Annotated in this window: 14 protein-coding genes; 6 read left to right on the top strand and 8 right to left on the bottom strand. The window is 73.1% G+C overall.

Features of this window, described 5'->3' with window-relative positions; translation table 11 throughout:
* Window positions 1-26 precede the first annotated feature (26 nt).
* Window positions 27-923: a M15 family metallopeptidase gene (locus tag AOM06_RS01605; protein WP_156163537.1), complete on the bottom strand. Its 897-nt coding sequence runs from the start codon at window positions 921-923 to the stop codon at window positions 27-29.
* 260 nt (window positions 924-1,183) lie between these two features.
* On the opposite strand from AOM06_RS01605, the gene AOM06_RS01600 reads away from it, so the two are divergent.
* A complete protein-coding gene (locus tag AOM06_RS01600; RefSeq protein WP_062301739.1) occupies window positions 1,184-2,797 on the top strand; it encodes a DUF7937 domain-containing protein in 1,614 nt (537 codons plus the stop codon).
* On the opposite strand, the gene rsmI is transcribed toward AOM06_RS01600, so the two are convergent.
* From rsmI to AOM06_RS01585, 3 genes are read right to left on the bottom strand one after another with little or no spacing between them, the layout of a single operon-like run.
* The gene (gene rsmI, locus AOM06_RS01595) at window positions 2,794-3,636 is read right to left on the bottom strand and encodes a 16S rRNA (cytidine(1402)-2'-O)-methyltransferase (protein ID WP_062301738.1); all 843 of its coding nucleotides are present in this window, start codon (window positions 3,634-3,636) and stop codon (window positions 2,794-2,796) included. The genes AOM06_RS01600 and rsmI overlap by 4 nt on opposite strands.
* A 40-nt stretch (window positions 3,637-3,676) precedes the next feature.
* On the bottom strand, window positions 3,677-8,605 hold the full coding sequence (locus AOM06_RS01590; protein ID WP_062301737.1) for a VWA domain-containing protein: 4,929 nt from the start codon (window positions 8,603-8,605) through the stop codon (window positions 3,677-3,679).
* Window position 8,606: 1 nt separating this feature from the next.
* Entirely contained in the window at window positions 8,607-9,962 is a 1,356-nt protein-coding gene (locus tag AOM06_RS01585; RefSeq protein WP_156163536.1) for a PASTA domain-containing protein, read from the bottom strand.
* A 140-nt stretch (window positions 9,963-10,102) separates the two neighbouring features.
* Between AOM06_RS01585 and AOM06_RS01580 the strand changes: the two genes are divergently transcribed.
* Window positions 10,103-11,620 carry a dolichyl-phosphate-mannose--protein mannosyltransferase gene (locus AOM06_RS01580; protein ID WP_062301730.1) on the top strand — a complete coding sequence of 506 codons (1,518 nt, stop codon included), beginning with the start codon at window positions 10,103-10,105 and terminating at the stop codon, window positions 11,618-11,620.
* Window positions 11,621-11,624: 4 nt separating this feature from the next.
* On the opposite strand, the gene AOM06_RS01575 is transcribed toward AOM06_RS01580, so the two are convergent.
* Window positions 11,625-12,068: an Lrp/AsnC family transcriptional regulator gene (locus tag AOM06_RS01575; RefSeq protein WP_062301726.1), complete on the bottom strand. Its 444-nt coding sequence runs from the start codon at window positions 12,066-12,068 to the stop codon at window positions 11,625-11,627.
* A 211-nt stretch (window positions 12,069-12,279) separates the two neighbouring features.
* Between AOM06_RS01575 and AOM06_RS01570 the strand changes: the two genes are divergently transcribed.
* Window positions 12,280-12,876, top strand: coding sequence for an HdeD family acid-resistance protein (locus AOM06_RS01570; RefSeq protein ID WP_062301722.1), 597 nt, complete (start codon window positions 12,280-12,282; stop codon window positions 12,874-12,876).
* Window positions 12,873-14,072, top strand: a complete 1,200-nt coding sequence (locus AOM06_RS01565; RefSeq protein ID WP_062301718.1) for an AI-2E family transporter — start codon at window positions 12,873-12,875, stop codon at window positions 14,070-14,072. The genes AOM06_RS01570 and AOM06_RS01565 overlap by 4 nt, the downstream gene beginning before the upstream one ends.
* A 49-nt stretch (window positions 14,073-14,121) precedes the next feature.
* On the opposite strand, the gene AOM06_RS01560 is transcribed toward AOM06_RS01565, so the two are convergent.
* Window positions 14,122-15,069 (bottom strand): FKBP-type peptidyl-prolyl cis-trans isomerase, encoded by a 948-nt coding sequence (locus AOM06_RS01560; RefSeq protein ID WP_062301715.1) that lies wholly within the window; start codon window positions 15,067-15,069, stop codon window positions 14,122-14,124.
* 193 nt (window positions 15,070-15,262) lie between these two features.
* Window positions 15,263-15,997 (bottom strand): SDR family NAD(P)-dependent oxidoreductase, encoded by a 735-nt coding sequence (locus AOM06_RS01555; RefSeq protein WP_062301711.1) that lies wholly within the window; start codon window positions 15,995-15,997, stop codon window positions 15,263-15,265.
* A gap of 230 nt (window positions 15,998-16,227) precedes the next feature.
* On the opposite strand from AOM06_RS01555, the gene AOM06_RS01550 reads away from it, so the two are divergent.
* Together AOM06_RS01550 and pdxR are read left to right on the top strand one after the other, a co-directional pair.
* Window positions 16,228-16,962, top strand: a complete 735-nt coding sequence (locus AOM06_RS01550) for a TSUP family transporter (RefSeq protein WP_062301707.1) — start codon at window positions 16,228-16,230, stop codon at window positions 16,960-16,962.
* A 29-nt stretch (window positions 16,963-16,991) separates the two neighbouring features.
* Window positions 16,992-18,548, top strand: a complete 1,557-nt coding sequence (pdxR, locus tag AOM06_RS01545) for a MocR-like pyridoxine biosynthesis transcription factor PdxR (protein WP_062301704.1) — start codon at window positions 16,992-16,994, stop codon at window positions 18,546-18,548.
* Between the two features lie 152 nt (window positions 18,549-18,700).
* Here the strand turns inward: pdxR and AOM06_RS01540 are convergent, their stop codons facing one another.
* A complete protein-coding gene (locus AOM06_RS01540; RefSeq protein ID WP_062301701.1) occupies window positions 18,701-20,068 on the bottom strand; it encodes an aspartate aminotransferase family protein in 1,368 nt (455 codons plus the stop codon).
* Window positions 20,069-20,082 lie beyond the last annotated feature (14 nt).

The raw sequence follows: 20,082 nt of genomic DNA, 5'->3' as shown, positions 1-20,082 counted from the left end.
AGTGTTCGAGGAGGACCCCTCCCCGCTCAGCCGTACTCGGGCGCCGCCTTGAGCGAGAACAGCTCCTCGAGGGTCGCGATCCCCTCCTCGTGCATGTGCGCGGCGAGCCGCGCGCCCACGTAGCGCAGGTGCCACGGCTCGTAGATGTAGCCCGTCACGTCCTCCGCGCCTTCGGGGTAGCGGATGATGAACCCGTGCTCCCACGCATGCTCGGCGACGTAGAGCCCCGCGGCGGTGTCGGCGAAGCACTGCTGGAGCTCGCAGCCTCCCGCGCGGATGTCCACGGCGAGGCCCGTCTGGTGCTCCGAGTACCCGGGCCGCGCGGAGAAGCGGTCGGCCGCATCCTTCCCGCTCTCGGCGACGTAGCCGTCGTAGAGGTACTGCTGCAGGCCGCGGTCGCGGTAGCCCGTGGTGATGGAGAACGCCGCGCCTGCCTCCTCGGCCGCGCGGTAGAGGCCCTGCATCGCGGCGGCCGCCTCCTCGCGCATCGTCGCCCCGCCCGGGACGCCGGTCACGTCGACAAGGTCCGCGGGCGCGTAGTCGGCCGGGTCGAGCGGGCGGCGCTTGTTCACGACGACCCAGGGCGAGTCCGGATCGTCCACCGAGAAGGCGGCGAGGTCGAAGGCGGGCTCCGGCGTCGTGCTCGGCTCGGGCGTCGCGGCGGCAGAGACCGTCGCCTCGGCGGTCGCCTCGGGCGTCGGGCTCGGGTCCGGGGTGGACGAGGCGGGGGTCGACGATGCGGGGGTGGTGCCGGCGGCGGGGGACGTCACGAGCGCGGCCACGGCGGGCTCGTCCGTGCCGAGGACCCGGCTCGCCAGCTCGGCCGAGCCGAAGCCCGCGAGGGTCCCCACCACCATGACCGCCACGGTGGCGCCCAACCTCCGCCGGCGGTAGACGTAGACCGGCTCACGCGAGACCCTCATGCGGCACCGTCCGTCCGGGGCGCACGAGGGCGGGTCACGTCGATCACGCCTCGACTGTACGTGCGGCCCGGCGGCTCCCCGCGCAGGCCGCACGCCGCAGCGACCTTCCGGACGTTCCCGAGATATCCGGCACGGCCTCGCGGAACCACCGCCGGAGCCCGTCTACGAGGTCTGTCGCCGCCGATATAGTCGGCATGGCCGGGGCGTCCCGAAGGCGCGCGGCCACCACCCAGGACCATCAGAGGGGAGGCCCGCGGGCCATGGAACAGCAGCAGGGCTACGGATACGGGCAGCCGCAGGCGGCGCCGCCGGGGCACGCGCAGGCAAGCATCTTCAGCGGGATCCCCGTCGCGGACTACGTGCGGGACGGCGCGGCGCTCGTGCTGCTCCTCACGTCGCTCGCGCTGCCGTGGAACGCGGCCGACCAGGCGAGCGACCGCATCGAGGTGCTCCTCCTCACCATCCTCAGCGTGCTGTCGCTGTCGGCGATGTACCTGCACCGGTCGGGCGTGATCCCGCCGACGCTGACCGCGGACCGCGTGGGGATGCTCCGTGCGCTCGCCAACGCCCCGTACCTCGTGGTGGTCGTGATCCACCTGATCCTCGACTTCGCGAGCGCGTTCGGCGAGGACAGCGCCTACGACTACGTCGGCGTGGGCCCCGGCCTCGCGCTGGGCCTCGCGGGTGCGATCCTCGCGGCGCAGCCTCGTGAGTGCGAGCTCGCCGCCTCGACGGATCGGGCGCGGATCGCCGAGCTGTGGCGCCGCGTCGGCCTCGGCGTCGCCGGCCTTGCACTCGTGAGCTCGACCATCGCGCTCATCGCGCTGCTCGTGCACTCCATCGGAGACGACTACCGGTGGTTCGGCGGGTGGCTCATCACGCTCATCTGGGTGCGCGCGCTCACCAGTCTCGCCATGGTCCTCGCCATGTGCGCGCCGTTCGTGCTCCGCACCGCGCCCGCACGGACCGCGGCCATCGCCTTCGCCGGCGCGCTCCTCGGCGCTCAGCTGATCTCGCTCATGAGCGAAGGCTCCGGCAACGGCATCGAGTCCGTCAGCGCGAACATGCCGGCGCTGTGGGCCGTGCTGGCGCTCGGAGCGGTGCTCGTCGCGCCGTCTGCGCGCGACTTCGTGACGCCCGCCGAGGGCCCGCACCTGTACCTTCCCGCCGCGTCGATCCTGCTGCTGGGGTTCTCGGTGCTGGCGTTCGCCGAGGCGTTCACGTACGTGCTCATCCTTGCCGCGGGCGATACCGCGACGGGCACCATGGCGACGATCCTGGTGCTGACCGCCGTCATCGGGATCGCGCTGCTCGTGGCGCGCGCGGCGCTGATGCGTGACGGCGGCACCAACCGGAACACCGTGCTCGCGGTGCTCGGCGCCGTCGCGGTGCTCGGCATCGTGCTGCTGGTGGTCACGGCCAACGCGTCGGACGGCTACGCGGCCGTCGACCGCACGCAGCTGCTGCTCGCCTTCGGCGCGCCGATCGCGATCGCCGTCATGCTGCTGGTGCCCGCGAGCGTGCGCGCCTACTACGGCCAGTTCGCGCCGGCCCGTCCCGTCGCCGCACCGGCCACCGGGCCGATCCCGACCGTGCCGACCTCGGCTCCGGCCGCGGCCGCTCCGCCCGCGCCTCCGGCTCCCCCGGCACCGACCGCTCCCCCGGCGCCGCCGGCACCCGCGGTCGACCCGGCGCTGGTCGCCGCGGCTCACGACCCGGCGACCGACGCGGCGACGCTCCACCGCATCGCCGCCGAGGCCCCGTCGCTGCGGGCGGCCGTGGCCGCGCACCCGAACGCCTACCCGGACCTGCTCCAGTGGCTGGGCTCCCTCGGTGACCCCGAGGTGGACGCGGCCCTCGCGCAGCGCTCCTAGGCGGTAGCGTCCCGAGCCGCGAGCACGGCTGCATAGAGCTCGCGGCTCGGGACACCCGCGGTGGCCGCCACATCGGCCACCGCCGACTTGGCCCGCTCGCCCGTCGCGACGCGCGCGAGCACCTCGGCCACGAGCGCCTCGACGGTGAGCGCTGCGGCGGCCCGGCCCGCGACGGTGACGACGATCTCGCCGCGCGGCTCCTTCTCCCCGGCCCATGCGGCGAGCTCGCCGAGCGTGCCGCGCCGGGTCTCCTCGTAGGTCTTGGTGATCTCACGGGACACGGCCGCGGGCCGGTCGGCTCCGAGCGTCTCCCCCATCGCCGCGAGCGTCGCGGCCAGACGGTGCGGCGCCTCGAAGAACAGCATCGTCCGCTCCTCGAGCGCCAGCGAGGCGAGCCGCGCCGAGCGCTCGCCGGGCCTGCGAGGGAGGAAGCCCTCGAAGCAGAACCGATCGGTGGGCAGCCCGGAGAGCGCAAGCGCCGCGAGGGCCGCGGACGGCCCCGGCAGCACCGTGACCTCGACCCCCTCGCGGACGGCGGCCTCGACCACGCGGAAGCCAGGGTCGGACACCGCCGGCATCCCCGCATCCGAGACCACCACGATCATCGCGCCGTCGCGGGCCCGGGCGACCAGCTCCGCCGCGGAGGCGGCCTCGTTGTGGTCGTGATGCGCCACCACGGAGCCGCCGATGCGGATCCCGAGCCGCGTCGCGAGGTCACGCACGCGGCGCGTGTCCTCCGCCGCGACGATCTCCGCGGTCTCGAGCGCCTCACGCAGGCGTGGCGACGCATCGTCCACGTTGCCGATCGGAGTCGCGGCGAGGACGATGCGGCCAGTCATGGCTCCAGCGTCCCACACGGGTCGCGCGGTCCCGGGCCGGTCAGCCCTCGGCCGGCTCGCGCCGCGCGACCGCCGTGCGGAAGGCGAGGAACCCGAAGATCAGGGCCACGGCCGCCGCGATCACCGAGACGATCCCGGCGTAGCCGATCCACCACGGGTACGGCGAGCCGACCCGCAGCACCCCGGTGAGCGTGCGCGCCCCGTCCGGGTCGACGCCTGCCACGGTGAGCTCGTGAGACCCGTTGGCGAGCTCCGCCGGGAGGGTGACCGATGCATCGAGCGCGCCCGCGGAGTCCACGCGGAGCGTGCCCAACGGGACCGTGCCGCCGTCGAGGGACACCAGCACGGACGAGCCGGGGGTGAAGCCGTCGCCGCTCACGGCGAGGGCGCCGCCCGCCGTGGCCTGCGCCTCGACGGTGTCCTCCGCCTCGAGAGCGACCGCGGCGTCATCCGGGAGCACGTCCGCGAGGGCGTCGCCCCAGCCGTGCGCGAGCTCCACCAGCAGCGGCTCGTCGACGGGCTCCGCGGCGGTGCCGCGGATCGCGTCCTGCGTCCCGCTCCACTCCCACGCCGCCGTGAGGATCGCCTCGGCCCCGTCAGCGGTCGGCACCGCGGTCCAGGCGCCGGCGCCGCCCACCTCGAGCGCCGGGGACGCGTCGCACCACGTGTGGTTCGGCTGGAACGCGGCGGACGTGGCCGCGATGCGCACGGGAAGGCCCTGCGCGGCGAGCGCCGCGGCGGCGTCGGCGAGCGCGCGGTCGAGCTCCGCGACGACGGTGTTGACCACCTCGACGCGCGAGGCCGACCACGGCGCGGCGCACGACGCCGCGACGCCGCCGGGCAGCAGCTGCGGATACTCGAGCACCACCACGGGGACGGCCGCGCCGCCCGCGGCGTCCTGCGCGGCCTTCACGATCTCGCGCAGCACGGCGCGCAGGTCGATCACCTGCGCGGCCGTCATGGCGCGGACCGCGAGCGGGTCCGCCCACGTGCATGACAGGGCGTCGGCGTCGGGATCGGCGCAGGTGGCGAGCAGGTCGCCGAGGCCGATGTCCGCGGCGCCGAGCGTCGCGATCACCAGGCCAGGCTCGACCTCCTCGAGCACATCGAGCTGGGCGGTGCCGCCCGGCTCACCCTCGAGGATCGCCGCGATCGTCGCGCCCGCGCAGGACTCGTCGCGCACGCGGTCCGGGCCGATGACCGACGCCAGCGCGTCCCCGAGGGCGTCGGCGCAGCCGTCGACCTCCCCTGCGGCGAGGCCCACGCCGTCGCCCACGAGCACCACGTCCGCGCCCGCGCCCAGCGCGTCCTCGAGCGCGGGGCCCGCGGTGTCGACGGCCAGGGTGGTGCGCGCCGCGACGGGCACGTCGGCCTCCGACACGGTCTGGCGCACACCGGTGCCCCACGTGTGGAGCGTGAGCGCGACCGTGCCCTCGCGGTCGCCGGGCGAGGCGAGCGTCCACCGGAACGTCACCTCACCGCCCACGGGGATGTTGCCCAGGCTCGCGGTGCGGCCCGGCTCGGTGGTGATCTCGACGCCGGAGCCCTCCGCGTCGAGCGCGACGCGGACGTCCTCGGCGTCGCGACCTGCGGCGTTGCGCACCGTCACCTCGACGACCGCGGAGCCGTCCGCGGGGATCCGCGACGGCAGCGAGACCTCGGTCTCGAGCACCGGGGCGGCGAGCTCCTGCACCTTCTCGAGCAGCTCATCGCCGTCCTCGACGCTGTAGGTCTCGCCGCCGGTCGCGTCGCTCACGCACTCCAGCTGCTCGCGGCCCGCGTCGCTGTTGTCGAGCGCGATGCCGATGACCTGGAGGTCGAAGCCGCTCGCGCGGATCTCGGCCGCCGCCGGGCACGGGTCCTCGCAGCTGTACTCGCCGTCGGAGACGAGCACGATGGTCGCGCCCTCGATGCCCTGACCGCGAAGGTCGTCGGCCGCGGCGCGCAGCGCCTCTGCGGTCGGGGTGTCGCCGTCGGGGGTCAGCCCGTAGACCTCGCCCATCGCCTCACCGGTGCTCAGGACGCGCTGCACGGGCATCGCCCACTGGCCAGGCGCGCAGCTCGCGTTCGAGCTCGGGTAGGTGTAGATGCCCAGCTCGGAGCCGAGCGGCTGCTCGTCGAGCAGGGAGCCGATCGCGGCCTGCGCGGCCGCCATCTTCACCGTGCCGTTGCCGTCCTCGTCGCCCATCGAGCCCGACGTGTCGACGATGAGCACGAGCGGCCTCGAGCCCGGACCCGTGGTGGCGTCGGTATCGACGAAGCTCGCGGTCGGGGCATCGTCCTCGCCCCACTCGCCGCTCGCGATCGGGATCGTGAAGACCGCGATCTCGACGGAGTGCTCCACGAGGACATGGTTGAAGGCCTGCGCCACGACGCCGACCTCGGCACCGACCTCGGCGTAGAACTCCCACTCGCCGCCCTCGCCGACGTCGACCTTGACCTCGACCACGGCGCCCGCATCGATGGTCGCGGTGACCCCGACCACGTCCCACAGGAGGAACTTCACGGTTCCGGCCAGGCCGACCTTGCCCTCGAGGTCGATGGTCACGCTCGGGACGTCCGCGGTGGACTCGGAGGAGACGGGCTCGTCGACCGGCTCCCACCGTCCGTCGCGGTAGCTGATGCCGATGGTGTCGGTGTAGGTGCCCTCGACCTTGAACCCGACCTTGCCCGTGATCTCCGCGGAGGCATAGACCTCGGGCAGGAGCTTGAGCGTGACATAGGTGGGCACGGGCGCGGGGATCGGCACCGTGCCGAGCAGCACCTCCGGGAGCGGCTTGGTGACCTTCGCCTCGACCTTGGCGTAGGTGAAGATCGAGGTCTTGGTCTCGAACGTGGTCGTCTGCGCCATCTCGAACGTCTCGATCACCGACTCCTCGGTGAACCAGCCGCGCGCGAAGTCGATGTCGATGGTCGCCGAGAGGGTCGTGGTGAGGGTGAACTCGTACCCGATCTCCCAGCCGAGCTCGCCCTCGACGGAGAGGCCGTCGTCGCGCTCCTCCTCGCCGGTGTACTCGCCCTCGTCGAACTCGCCGGACTTGAGCGCGCCCGCGAGGCTCACCGACACCTCGGCGACGTCGCGTCGATCGGACTCCTCGCCGTCGGCGGGCAGCACGAGCGACGGCGCCGAGCGGCGCACCGTGCCCAGCGCGCCCCTGCCCCCGGCGGTCGCCGCGGCGGCCTCGATGTCGTCCTGCACCGGCAGCACCGGCTCGTCCTCGATCGCGACGTGGAGCTGGAGGAACACATCGGTGAGCGCGGCCTGCTCGGTCTCGTAGACCACGCTGTCCCCGTCGACATGGACCGCGCTCACGCGGCGCAGCGCGCCGGTGGGAAGGATGTCGGAGCGGTCGACGACGATGACGTCACCCACCGCGGCCGCGATCGGCCCGCTGGTCTCGATGGCGGTGTCGCTGCTCGCGAGGACGGCATCGCCCTCGATCACCTCGACATCGGCGGCCACGACGTCGGCCTCCGGCTCGGGAGCGACCAGGTCGACGGTGACCCGAGCCTCCCCGGTCGCGCCGGCGAGGTCGCGGGCTCGCGCGGTCAGCGTGACCTCGCCGTCGGGTGCGGGGACGGTGAGCGCGAAGGCGGGCTCGTCCTGCGTGGCGTCGACCGCCGCCGAACCGACGTACCTGTCGCCCACCATGATCTCGACCACCGCCACGGGCGCGGAGGACCGCGTGATGCGACCTGCGATCGTGAGCGTCGCGCCCGTCTCGGCGAGGTCGATCGACCCGCCCTGCTCCGGGGTGTCGATGACCACCTCGACCGCATCGTCCCCGGCGGTCGGCTCGCCCGGCAGGTAGGCGACCACGCGCGCCGACTCGACCGTCGCCGCGCCGTCGACCGCGAGCGTCGCGGAGCCGTCGGCGACCGCCGCCGTCGCAAGCACGCGATCGGTCCCGCTGACCGCGTGGGCGCTCGCGAGGTCGCCCTCTCCCGCGGCGCGGCCGCCGTCGACCATGCCGTCGCCCGAGGTGTCGAGGTCGAGCACCAGGGCGCCGATGCCGGCGCTCGGAAGTCCGTCGATGTCCTCCGCGCCGATGGAGATGTCGCCCGGGCCCGAGCCGAGCGTGACGTCGCGTGAGCCGACCGCGACCGTCGAGCCGACGAGCGCCGACGCGTCGTCCGTCGCGGCTGAGGCGCCGACCCACCCGAGCACGGTGATCTCCACCGCATCGGGCGACCCGAGGACCTCCCATGTGGCGAAGCCGTCGGCATCGAGCGGCACGAGCGCGAGCGCCTGCGCATCGCCCGCGGGGAGCTCGACGTAGGCGCGGTCCCCGTCGCGCGAGGCGATGCGCGCGCCTCCGTCGCCCCCGGTCGCCACCGACACCCAGACGGCGCTCACACCCGTGGTCGGCACGGCGCCCTGACCGAGCGGCGTGAACGGCTGCGCCTCGCCGGTACCGCCGAGCCCGAGGGCTGTGTCGACCAGCGGCTCCGGCGCGACCGCGACCGTGCCGCCCGGCGCGGGCCGCTCATCGGCGCCCACCGCGGTGAACGTGCCGACCGCGGTCGCGGTGACCGTCGCAGCGGTCGAGGACTCGAGCGTCAGGGCCTGGTCCGCGTCGATCACGAGCTGCGCGCTCGAGGTCCCCGCGGGGAAGCGCGCGACCGCGGTGCCGTCGCCGGTCGCGAGGGAGCCCGGCTCCTCGGCCTCGATCGCGAGGTCGACCATCACGGCGCCCGCATCCGCCAGGTCGGGGAGCGAGACGCGATGCGCGGACGAGGCGGCGAGCGTCGCCCGCGCGCCCGCGGCCGGCTCGACCGCCCGCCAGAGCCCGCCATCCGGTGCCGCGTCGAGCGCCTCGAGGAGACCCGCATCGTTCGCGTCCTCCGCCAGCAGCGTCATCGCACCCCAGCCGAGGCCCGATGCGACCAGGGCCCCGGCGACGGCCCACGCCGTGACCTTGAGACCCCGGCGACGACGCGCGGGAGGCCGCGGCGCCTCGTCCGTCATCTCACAGCCCCGCTCGGAGCGCGCTCACCGCGTCGACGCTGCCGGAGCCCGCCGCGCCGATCAGGGTCACCTCGTACGGACCCTCGTACGAACCCTTCACCACGATGGTCAGCTCTTCTGCGCCGGAGGTGTCGAGCGAGAAGTCCGTCGCCTTTCCAGCGGAGACCTTCCACGTGTCGACCTTGGATCCGTCGAGGAACACCGTCACCGTTACGGTGCCGCCCGCCTCGCCATCCTGGATGCCGTAGGAGCCGTCGACCAGGTCGATCGCGCCGCCGAGCGTGAAGCCGTAGATGGCACCCGACTCGTCGACGCCGCATTCGAGCGCGCCATCGAGCGGCTGTCCGCCGATCAGCACGTCGTCGTCCTCATCGCACCAGCCGCTGTCGCCCTGCTGGATCTCCGAGAGCTCGACGGTGGACGGCGTGTCCGCGATCACCAGGGTGACCGCATCGGGGAGCTCGGTCCCGGGCTTCGCGGACAGCTCCGCGACGGCTCCCGGGTCCACACCGGGCACGTAGCGACGCTCCTGGGTGACGCGCGTGCCGAGCGCCTCGAGGTCCGCGAGGACGTCGACGGCGTCGCGTCCCTCGTACTCGGGCACGGTCGCCGCCTCGGAGACGATGATCTGCACCGCGCTCGGGTTGGTGGACCCGAAGACCGGCGTCTGCTCGACCACCCGGCCGCTGCCGCCCGCCGCGGGGCGCGTGGCCACGGACACCGCATCGACCGGGATACCCGCATCGGCGATGGTCTGAAGCGCGCGATCCTCGTCGAGGCCGCGCACGTCCGGCATGAGCGCGACGACGTCGGCAGCGTAGGCGGGCACGTCGACGGCGACGACCTTGGTGGTGCCGACCGCCTCGCCGCTCACCACGGTGCGGTTGGCGACAGACCAGCCGGCGACGGCGCCGAAGGCACCGGCCGCGACGATCGCGGCCACCACGGCGACGACCGTGAACGTCACGAGCGAGGCCCGGCCGCCGCGAGCGCGAGGATGCGCTGCAGGCTCGACGTCGCCGGGGGCGACGTCCGCGGCGACGGGCGCGGGGGCGACGGGAGCGGCCGGCACCGGGAAGGCGGTCGCGGGCGCCGGCGCCTGGGATGCGGCGGAGACCTGGGGGGCGGGCGTCTGGGGTGCGGCGGCAGCCGGGGCAGCCGGGACGGCCGGCGCGGCGCTCTCAGGCGTGGGGGTCGGAGGGATCGCATCGGCGCGCGGCGCGCGCTTGCGACGAGGCTCGCGCACGCGCGGTGCGCCGAAGACGGTCTGAGGCGCCTCCGCGGGCGCTCCGCATGCGGGGCACGCCCCGGTCTGCGCGGCGTCGAAGGACGCGCCGCACCTGCTACATGTCCTCATCGAGCCCCCAGCCCCATGCGCAGTAGTGAGTCGGTCCGGAGGCTAGCACAGCCGGATCCCGCGCTTCGGCACCCGGTGCCGCCACAGTCGTCACGCGCGTCCCCGCAGGCTCCGCGAAGGCTCGCCACTAGGCTTCGCGTGTGAATCTCGCGACGCTCTGGCGCTGGCGCGCCACCCTCATGGCCGTCGGCGTGGGCCTGCTCGCGGGCCTCCTGCGGCTCGCGTCGCTCGCCGACCCTCACGCGCTGGTCTTCGACGAGGTCTTCTACGCGCGCGGCGCGTACTCGCTCACCGAGCTCGGCTACGAGGGCGATTGGGAGGGCGACGACGGTGCCTTCGCCACCGGCGACACGTCGGGGCTGAGCACCGAGGGCGACTTCGTGGTCCACCCCATGGTGGGCAAGCTGCTCATCGCGCTCGGCATCGAGCTCTTCGGGAACGAGCCCTTCGGGTGGCGCGTCGTGGGAGCGGTGCTCGGCTCGCTGCTCGCCGTGCTCGTCGCGCTCACCGCGCGTCGACTGTTCCGCTCGACGGTCTGGGGCGCCGTCGCGGGCGTGCTCGTCGCGATCGACGGCGAGCTCATCGTCCTGTCGCGCACCGCGCTGCTCGACGGGTTCCTCGCGTTCTTCGTGGTGCTCGGCTTCTGGCTGCTGGTGGTCGACCGCGACCGCACCTTCGCGCTGCTCGAGCGGCGCACCGCCGAGCATCGCGCCCGCGCCGGCCTCGCGGACGACGCGCCCCTCGCCGGCGCCGGGCCGAGCACCGGCATCCGGTGGTGGCGTCTCGCGGCGATCGTCGCCTTCGCCCTCGCCGCCTCGACCAAGTGGAACGGCCTGTACTTCGCCGCCGCCTTCCTGGTGCTGTCGGTGGTGTGGGACGCCCTCGCACGCCGCTGGCTGGGGTGGGACCTGTGGCCCGTCGGCGCCTTCGTGCGCGCGATCCCGGCCGCCCTCGCCACCGTCGTCCTGGTCCCCGTGATCTACGTCGCCACGTGGGCGAACTGGTTCCTCACCGACGGCTCGTACGACCGCTCGTGGGCGCAGCAGCACCCGGGCGAGGGGATCACGTGGCTCCCGGATGCGCTCAACTCCCTGGTCCACTACCACCAGCAGATGTGGACCTTCCACACGGGCCTCACGTCCGAGCACAACTACATGTCGAACCCGTGGACGTGGCTGGTGCAGTGGAGGCCCACGGCCTTCTACTTCGAGGACGCCCCGGACGCCGCGTGCGGCGCCGACCGTTGCGTGAGCGCGATCCACGCGCTCGGGAACCCCTTCGTCTGGTGGCTCGCGACCGCCGCGCTCGCCTGGGCGCTCTGGCGCGTGATCCGCCACCGCGACATTCTCGCGCTGACGGTGTCGCTGGGCGTGCTCGCGGGCTGGGTGCCGTGGCTCCCGTACGCGTACCGCACCATCTTCACCTTCTACACGGTCGCGTTCGCGCCCTTCATGGTGCTCACCCTCGTGTGGGCGATGCGCAGGATCGCGCAACCCGATCACCTCGAGGGCGGATGGTCGCGGCGCGGCACCTTCGGCGTGGGCCTGGTCCTGGCGGCGATCCTCGTGATCTCGGGATTCTTCGTGCCCCTGTGGGTGGGCACACCCATCCCGTTCCAGTACTGGCAGGCCCACATGTGGCTGCCCAGCTGGGTCTGACGCGTCAGTAGTCGCGGCTCTCCACCAACCGCGAGAGCACGATGGCGCTGCGCGTCTTGTCCACCTGGGGCGCGAGGCGCACCTGCTCGAGCGCGAGCTCGAGGTCGGGCATCGTCGCGGCGCGCAGCCGGACGATCGCATCGGCCTGACCCGTGACGGTGAACGCCTCGACCACGTTGGGGATCGACGCAAGGATGCGCCGCAGCTCCTCGGGCGCGACGGTGCCGCGACAGAACACCTCCACATAGGCCTCGGTGCCCCCGGCGTCGAGCGCGGGGTCGAGGCGGACACGGAAGCCTTGGATCACCTTGTCCGCAAGCATGCGGTCGACCCGACGTTTCACCGCCGAGGGCGACAGGCCGATGCGCAGTCCCATCTCCGCGTAGGACGCACGCCCGTCGAGCCGCAGCTCGTCGATGATCCGTCGGTCCAGGTCGTCGAGCGACATTCTTCTCCCCCCTCGCAAGCAACCTGCACCAGGACGGCCAGTCTCGCACGTATTCGCCGGATCAGACACCACCTGCCAGCGATTTCTGCCGATCAAGGCTGTTCGGCATCGCAGACGACGGCACACGCGACGTGACCCGTGCGCCGGCACCTGCGCCGCAGTAGCGTGTGAGCAGCCGCCTCGCAGGGCCGAGGCGCGAGAGGAGCCGGTGATGCAGGAGCAGAGACACCTGGGGTTCGAGCTGGACGCACGCGCGCTGACCGCGCGCGCGATCACCTTGGTCAGGGTCATGTTCGCGGTGCTGGGCGCGGTCGCGCTCGCGGTCGGGGTCGCGCTGATCGTGTGGCCCGGGCGGACGCTCGCGGTCGGCGCGGCGCTCGCCGGCGTGTACTTCGTGATCGCGGGCGTCGCGCGCATCGCGATGGGCGTCCTCGGCGCGGCGGTCTCCGCGGGCCTGCGCTCGCTGTCGATCGTCATGGGCGTGCTCATGCTCATCGCCGGCGTGGTGATGCTCCGCAACCTCGAGGCCTCGACCGCGGTGCTGCTCATCGTGGTCGCGCTCACCGTCGGGATCGGCTGGATCATCGACGGGATCATGGTGATCCTCGAGTCGGGGAAGGCACGCTCGCGCGCGTGGGCCCTCGCCTACGGCATCGTGGGCCTGCTCGCGGGCATCGCGGTAATCGCCTTCCCGGCGATCACCGCGACCGTGCTCGTGTGGATCGCGGCGGCCGTCTTCGTGGTGCTCGGCGTCGTGGGGCTGGTCCGCGCGTTCACCTTCGGCCGCGAGCTGGAGGCGGCCCTGTGAGCGCGCAGGACGCGCCCGGGGTCGAGCCGGTACCCGAGGACGTCGCGCGCGCCATGGCGGCCGAGGCCGCGCTCGCCGAGGAGCAGCCTCCCCCGCCGTGGCTCGACGCGGCCATCAAGCGCGCGCTCTGGAGAGCCGTGCGCGTGGTGCTCGTCGTGGTGCTCGCGATCTGGATCGGCTTCCAGATGCGCCACCTGCTCGGCCTCATCGTGTTCGCGCTCTTCATCGCCCTCGCGATGCTGCCCGGCGTCACGGGCCTGCATCGGCGCTACGGCATCCGCCGTGGCGCGGCGGTGGGACTCATGTACCTCGCCGCCGTGGTCCTCTCCGTGTTCATGATCGGCGTCCTCATCCCCGCGATCGCACGATTCGCCGACTCGGTCCGCGAGTCGCTGCCCGAGTGGTCGTCGTCCCTCACCGAGTGGAGCCAACGCGTGCTCGGCGTCCCGATCGACACCTCGGGCGCGGACAGCGCGCTGTCGAGCCTGTCGCTCGACCTGAGCAGCTGGGCGGACGAGGCGCTCGGCCTGGTGACCTCGGGCATCGGCCTGGTCTTCGACCTCTTCACGGTCGCCACCTTCGCGTTCTACATCGCCGCGCAGTGGCCGCAGATCATGCGCGCCCTCATGTCGCGCATGCCCCCCGAGCGGCAACGCACGTTCGCGTGGATCGCGGACACCTCGATCGAGCAGACGGGCGGCTACTTCTACTCGCGCCTGCTGCTCATGGGGGTGTGCGGCGGCCTCGCGTTCGTCGTGATGCTCCTGGTCGGGCTGCCGCTCGTGTACGCGATCCCGCTCGCGCTCTTCATGGGCTTCGTCTCGGAGTTCATCCCGTTCATCGGCACCTACATCGGCGCGGCGCTGCCCATCGTGATCATCCTGGCGGTCCAGGGCCTGGTGCCCGCGCTCGTGCTGCTCGCGTGGGTGCTCGTCTACCAGCAGGCGGAGAACTACTGGCTGAGCCCCAGGTTCTCGTCCCAGACCATGGAGCTCAACGGCGCGATCGCGTTCGGCGGCGCGCTCGCGGGCGGCGCGATCGCGGGCCCGCTCGGCGCGTTCATGGCGCTCCCTGTCGCGGCCCTCATCACCGCGATCGTCAAGAACTCGGGCCGCAAGTACGAGGTCATCGAGATCGACGCGCGGAGCGCGGCCGCGGAGGATGCGCCGCCGCCCCCGGCGGGCGAGGACGGATAGACGACGAGGGCCCCGGCATCGCCGGGGCCCTCGTCGTGAAGCGTGCCTGTCAGGCGGCCGCGACCACGTCCACCACGAAGGCGAGCGTCGAGCCCGCGGGGATCGCGTCGAGGTCCTGGTCGCCGTAGCCGAGGTCCGGCGGGACGATGACGAGCACCTGGCTGCCGACCGTCACGCCCTCGAGGCCCTGGACCCAGCCCTCGATGAGCTGGTCCGAGGTGAGGCGGAACATCGCCGACGAGCCGGTGCTCCACGAGGAGTCGAAGGTCTCCTCGCCCTTCCACACCCAGCCGCTGTAGTTGACCCACACGAGGTCGCCCTTCTCGACGGTCTCGCCATCGCCCTCGATGAGGGTCTGCGACACCAGCTCCGAGGGCTTCTTCGCGTCCGTGAAGTCGATGCTCGGCGCGCCCGTGTCGTCGAGCGTCACCGTCGGCAGGCCCTCGACCGCGTCGACCGACGCGCCCTCGGCACGGTCGAGCGGGGACACCGCGGCGGAGGCCGTGACGGCCATGACGCGCGTCGGGACGTCCTCCGAGGAGGTGTCCGGGAAGGCGTAGAGGAACTGATCGCCCACGTTCGCGCCCACGATCTCGGTGAAGAGCTCGTCGATGACCTGGCCCTCCTCCATCGGGACGGCCTCGGGCATGCCCGTGTCGTACGTCGAGTAGTAGACGGAGGCGTCCGAGCCCGTGTAGACCACGTAGTCGAGCACCACCTGCTGGCCCTCCTCGATGACCTCGCCGTCACCGTCGGCCACGTGCAGGAGCGCGGTGTCGCCGACCGTCAGCGGGCTCTCGAAGGTCAGCTCGGGGATGCCGTCGGTCTCGGCCCACTCGATCGACGCGAGCGCGGCGAGGTCCGCCTCGGACGTCTGCGACTCCGCGGCCGCCGACGCCGAGGGCGACGGGTCCGCGTCCGAGGCGGGGCTGCATGCGGCGAGGCCGAGCATGGCCACCGAGCCGAGCGCGACAGCGGCCAGCGTGTTCTTCTTCATGGATCTCCTCACGGGGGGTGTCCAGGGCGTGCACGCCCTGGACGGGCGTGCGGGTTCGCCATGGGAACCGATGGGCGTCCGCGAGGGTTCCCGGTCAGGCCGCGTCCTGGTGCGGCCGTGACCCCGTTCGCGGGCACCCGTTCAGGGTACCCGGCCCCCGATGGGCCCCTCGCCTGTGCGCCTGGGAGTTTGCTCAGAGTTCGCGATGCACCACCTGCGCGGAGGTCTGCGCGGTCGCGAGCATGAGGATCTGGTCGATGTTGACGTGCTTGGGGCGCGACGCGACCCACCGCACCGCGTCCGCGATGTCGTCGGCGCTCATGGGCGTGACGCCCTCGTAGACCTTCGCGGCCTTGTCGGCATCGCCACCGAAGCGCACGAGCGAGAACTCGGTCTCGACCATGCCGGGGTCGATCTCGCTCACGCGGACCGGCTGGCCCAGCAGCTCGATGCGCAGCACGCGCGTCATCGCGGCGACCGCGTGCTTGGCGGCGTTGTACCCGCCGCCGCCCTTGTACGGCTCGCGCGCGGCGATCGAGCCGATGTTGATGACCTGGCCGTCGCCGGACTCGACGAGCTTGGGCAGGAGCGCCTTGGTCACGCGGAGCGTGCCGAGCACGTTCACGTCGTACATCCACTGCCACTCGTCGATGTCGCCCTCGGCGATCGAGGTGGTGCCGAGCGCGCCGCCGGCGTTGTTGAGGAGCAGGTCGCAGGACTCGATCTGCGCGGCGAACGCGTCCACCGACGCCTGATCCGTGACGTCGAGAGCGATGGCCGTGCCGCCGATCTCCGCCGCGAGCTCCTCGAGACGGTCCACGCGACGGGCTCCGATCACCACGTGCCATCCGTCGGCCGCGAGGGCGCGCGCGCTGGCCGCGCCGATCCCGCTGCTGGCTCCCGTGACGACCGCCGTGCGCTGTGACATCTCTACCTCCTGTCGGGCCGCGCCGGATGCGCGGCGTACCCCTCAAGCCTGGCTGGCCCCCGCCCCGGGAGCCAGGTCCAGACGATGCCACAGCCCGGGTGCCACCGTGTTTCCCCGACGTAACTTCTGGCCGCCGTCTTCGCCTCGACGTGGACCTGGCCGGCAGGACGCGGGTCCAGGACGATGCCTGACATGCTCCACTTCCCCTGCCCGCCGCCCGGAGAGGCACGATGACGGCGTTGGCCTGGGCGGCCGCCTCGCTCATCGTCGTGCTGGCCACCGTGGTACAGGCCGCGACGGGGATGGGGTTCGGGATCGTCGCGGTGCCGCTGCTCGTGCTCGTCGCGCCCGAGCTGGGCATCGGCGCGGTGCTCGCCGTCACGGTGGTGGTGATGTGCGCGGTGGCCTGGACGGAGCGCCGATGGCTGAGCGTCCCCGACCTGGTGCGCACCTCCGTCGCCGCGGTCCCCGGCATCCTCGTCGGGACCGCGGTCGCACGCGTGACCCCTGAGGCCGCGACCCAGGTGACGGTCGGAGCGGTCGTCGCCGCCGCATCGGCCCTCTCGCTGCTCGCCTGGAAGGCGCGCATGACCCCCGCGTCCGTCGCGGCGGCCGGCGCGCTCGGCGGGGCGCTCACCCCGATCGCCGCGCTGCCGGGTCCCCCGATGGCCGTGGTCTACCGGCCCGACGACGTACGGACGATGCGCTCGACCCTGTCCGCGTACTTCGCGGTGACGTCGGCACTGTCGCTCGCGTCGCTATCCTTGGCGCGAGCCGGCGAGGGCGCCGTCACCCTGGGAGCCGATGCGCTCTCCGGGCTCGCACTGACGCCCGCCGTGATCGTGGGCGCGCTCGTGTCGGCGCCGCTCGTGCGGCGGCTGCCCCCCGGCGTGGTGCGGACCGGTGCGCTGGTGCTGTCGCTCGTGTCGGGCATCGTGCTCGCGGCGCGAGGGGTGGCGGCATGACGCCGGCACGTCCCTCAGGAGGTTCCCCGGTGATCGACGACCTGCACGGCGAGACCGACGCCGCGATCGGCGCGCGCGCTCGCCAGTACATCGACCCGGACAGCCGCGAGCCGCTGTTCCAGCAGGTGCGACGGTTCCTCGAGCAGTCCCTGCTCGAGGGTCGCTTCAAGCCCAACCGCCCGCTTCCCTCGTCCCGCCACCTCGCGGGCGTCCTCGGGGTGTCGCGCAACACCGTCTCCGCCGCGTACCAGGAGCTCACGGCGCTGGGGCTCATCGAGTCGCGTCCGCGGTCCGGGCTGTACCCCGCCACCGAGCGGATCACCGCGGCGCCGGTGAGCGGGCCGGCATCGGCGGCCCCGGCGCGCCCCTCGCGCTCGCGGCCGGTCCCCACCGGGCAGGTCGACTGGGCCGCCCGGCTGCCGCGGCCGCTCGGCGAGGACCTCCAGCACGCCGCCGCGCACGCCGACTGGCACCGCTACCCCTTCCCGTTCCTGCCGGGTCAGCCCGAGCTGGCGACCTTCCCCGCGCGGGCCTGGCTGCGCTCGCTCAACGATGCGCTCGCGGGCCCGCACCTCGCGCCGAGCCTCCGCGACTCGGTCGACGGCGACGACGAGCTCCTGGTGCAGGCCCTGTGCCGCGAGATCCTGCCGCCGCGCGGGATGTCGGTGACGCCGTCCGAGGTCATCATCACCAACGGCGCGCAGCAGGCGCTCTCGCTGCTCGCCGATCTGCTGATCCACGAGGGCGACACCGTGAGCGTGGAGAACCCCGGCTACGTCGACGCGTGGCACATCTTCAGGAACGCCGGCGCGACGCTGCACCCCCTCGAGGTCGACAGCGGAGGCGCACGCGTCTCGCGCGCCGACGCGGCGCGGTCCGAGTTCGTGTACCTCACGCCGAGCCACCACCACCCGACCGCGGTCACCACGACGTACGCGCGTCGCGCCGCGATCCTGCGTGCCGCGCAGAGCGAGGACGCGCTCGTGATCGAGGACGACTTCGACTCGGAGGTGCGGTTCAAGGGCCGCCCCACGCCGTCGCTCAAGTCGCTCGACCGCACCGGCCGCGTCATCTACGTCGGCACCTTCTCGAAGTTCGTGGCGCCGGGCCTGCGGCTCGGGTTCGTGGTGGCCGATGCGGCGCTCATCAGCGCGCTGCGCGAGCGCCGGCGCTACCTCACCAAGCATCCGTCCGGGCATCTCCAGCGCGCGCTCGGCCTCTTCATCGAGTCCGGCGAGTACCACCGCGCCCTGCGTCAGCATCGCCGTCACCTGGCGCGGAAGTACGAGACGCTCATGGAGGAGCTCGAGCGCCACCTGCCGTTCGAGCTGCCGCCGGTCCCCGCGGGCGGCCTGAGCGTCTGGCTCAACGGCCCCGAGGGCTTCGATGGGACCCGCGTGACGGAGCTCGCGCGTCGACGCGGCGTGATCGTCGACGCCGGCGAGCGCTTCTACCTGCAGGACGCCCGCCGCGACGCGATCCGCATCGGCTTCAACGCGATCGCCCTCCAGGCCATCCCGCGGGGCGTCGAGCTCCTGGCGGAGGCCATCCGCGAGCAGCTGGCGGAGCCGCCCTCACCTTCCTGACACTGCCAACGGAGCTCGGCCCGACACGCCGGTCGCCACCCGCGCATCGTCCCGTCCCACCGGCGTGTCGCCGCGAGATCCGTTGCGGCTGTCAGGGTGGGGATGCACGAAGGGGGCCGGCGTCGCGCCGACCCCCTTCGCCTGGACCGCGGCTAGACGAGCACGGGCTCCCGCACGCCCTCGTATGCGGCATCGGCCACCTCGAGCGCCTGGTCGAGGATCGCCAGGCCCTCACGCGCCTCCTCGTCGGAGAGGTTGCACGGGGGGCAGATGTGGATGCGGTGGAACTGGTTGAAGAGCAGCAGCCCTGCCTCCTTCGCAGCGGCCAGGACGCCGGTCACCGCCGGTGCGGCGCCGCCGTACGGCGCGAGCGGCTCCTTGGTCTCGCGGTCCTTGACCAGGTCGAGCGCCCAGAACACGCCCAGGCCGCGGACGTCGCCCACGGAGGGGTGGCGCTCGGCCATCGCGCGCAGCTCGGGCCCGAACACCTCGGAGCCGATGCGGGCGGCGTTCTCGACCACCTGCTCCTCATGCATCGCGGTGATGGTCGCGACCGCGGCGGCGGCCGCGAGCGGGTGGCCCGAGTAGGTGAGGCCGCCCGGGAACGCACGCTCGTCGAACGTCGCCGCGATCTCGTCGCGGATGATGACGCCGCCCATGGGCACGTAGCCGGAGTTGACGCCCTTGGCGAACGTGATGAGATCGGGCGTGATCCCGTAGTGGTCGATCGCGAACCACGCGCCGGTGCGCCCGAAGCCGGCCATGACCTCGTCGCAGATCATCACGATCCCGAAGCGGTCGCACAGCTCCCGCACGCCCGCGAGGTAGCCCGGGGGCGGCGGCATGATGCCCGACGTGCCCGGCACGGTCTCGAGGACGATGGCCGCGATGGTGCCAGGCCCCTCGAACGTGATCATCTGCTCGAGGTGCTCGAGCGCACGCTCGCACTCCTCCTGCTCGGTGGTCGCGTTGAAGACCGTGCGGTACAGGAAGGGCCCGAAGAAGTGGACGGTGCCGGCCGGCACGAACTCGTTCGGGAAGCGGCGGGGGTCGCCCGTGACCTGGATGGCCGTCGCGGTGGACCCGTGGTAGCTGCGGTACTGCGACATCACCTTGGTGCGGCCGGTGTGCAGGCGCGCCATGCGGATCGCGTTCTCGATCGACTCGGCGCCGCCGTTGGTGAAGAACACCTTGTTCATGCCCTCGGGCGCGAGATCGGTGATGAGCTTCGCCGCGAGCGAGCGCTTGTCGTTGGCGTGGGCCGGGGCGATGGTCGCGAGCGTCGCCGCCTGCTCCTGGATCGCCGCGACCACCTTGGGGTGCTGGTGACCCACGTTCGTGTAGACCAGCTGCGACGAGAAGTCGAGGTAGCGCTTGCCGTCCGCGTCCCACAGGTACGAGCCCTCGCCCGCGGTGATCACCATGGGGTCGAGCGCCTTCTGCGCGGACCACGAGTGGAACACGTGGGAACGGTCCAGGGTGTAGGTCTCCTGCCCGGCGGGGCTGTTCGGGATGGGCATCTCAGTCTCCTTCG

The sequence above is a fragment of the Demequina subtropica genome, assembly GCF_000971235.1.
In the GTDB taxonomy this organism is placed as follows: Bacteria; Actinomycetota; Actinomycetes; order Actinomycetales; family Demequinaceae; genus Demequina; species Demequina subtropica.
This window is presented reverse-complemented; position numbering and strand designations above follow the sequence as displayed.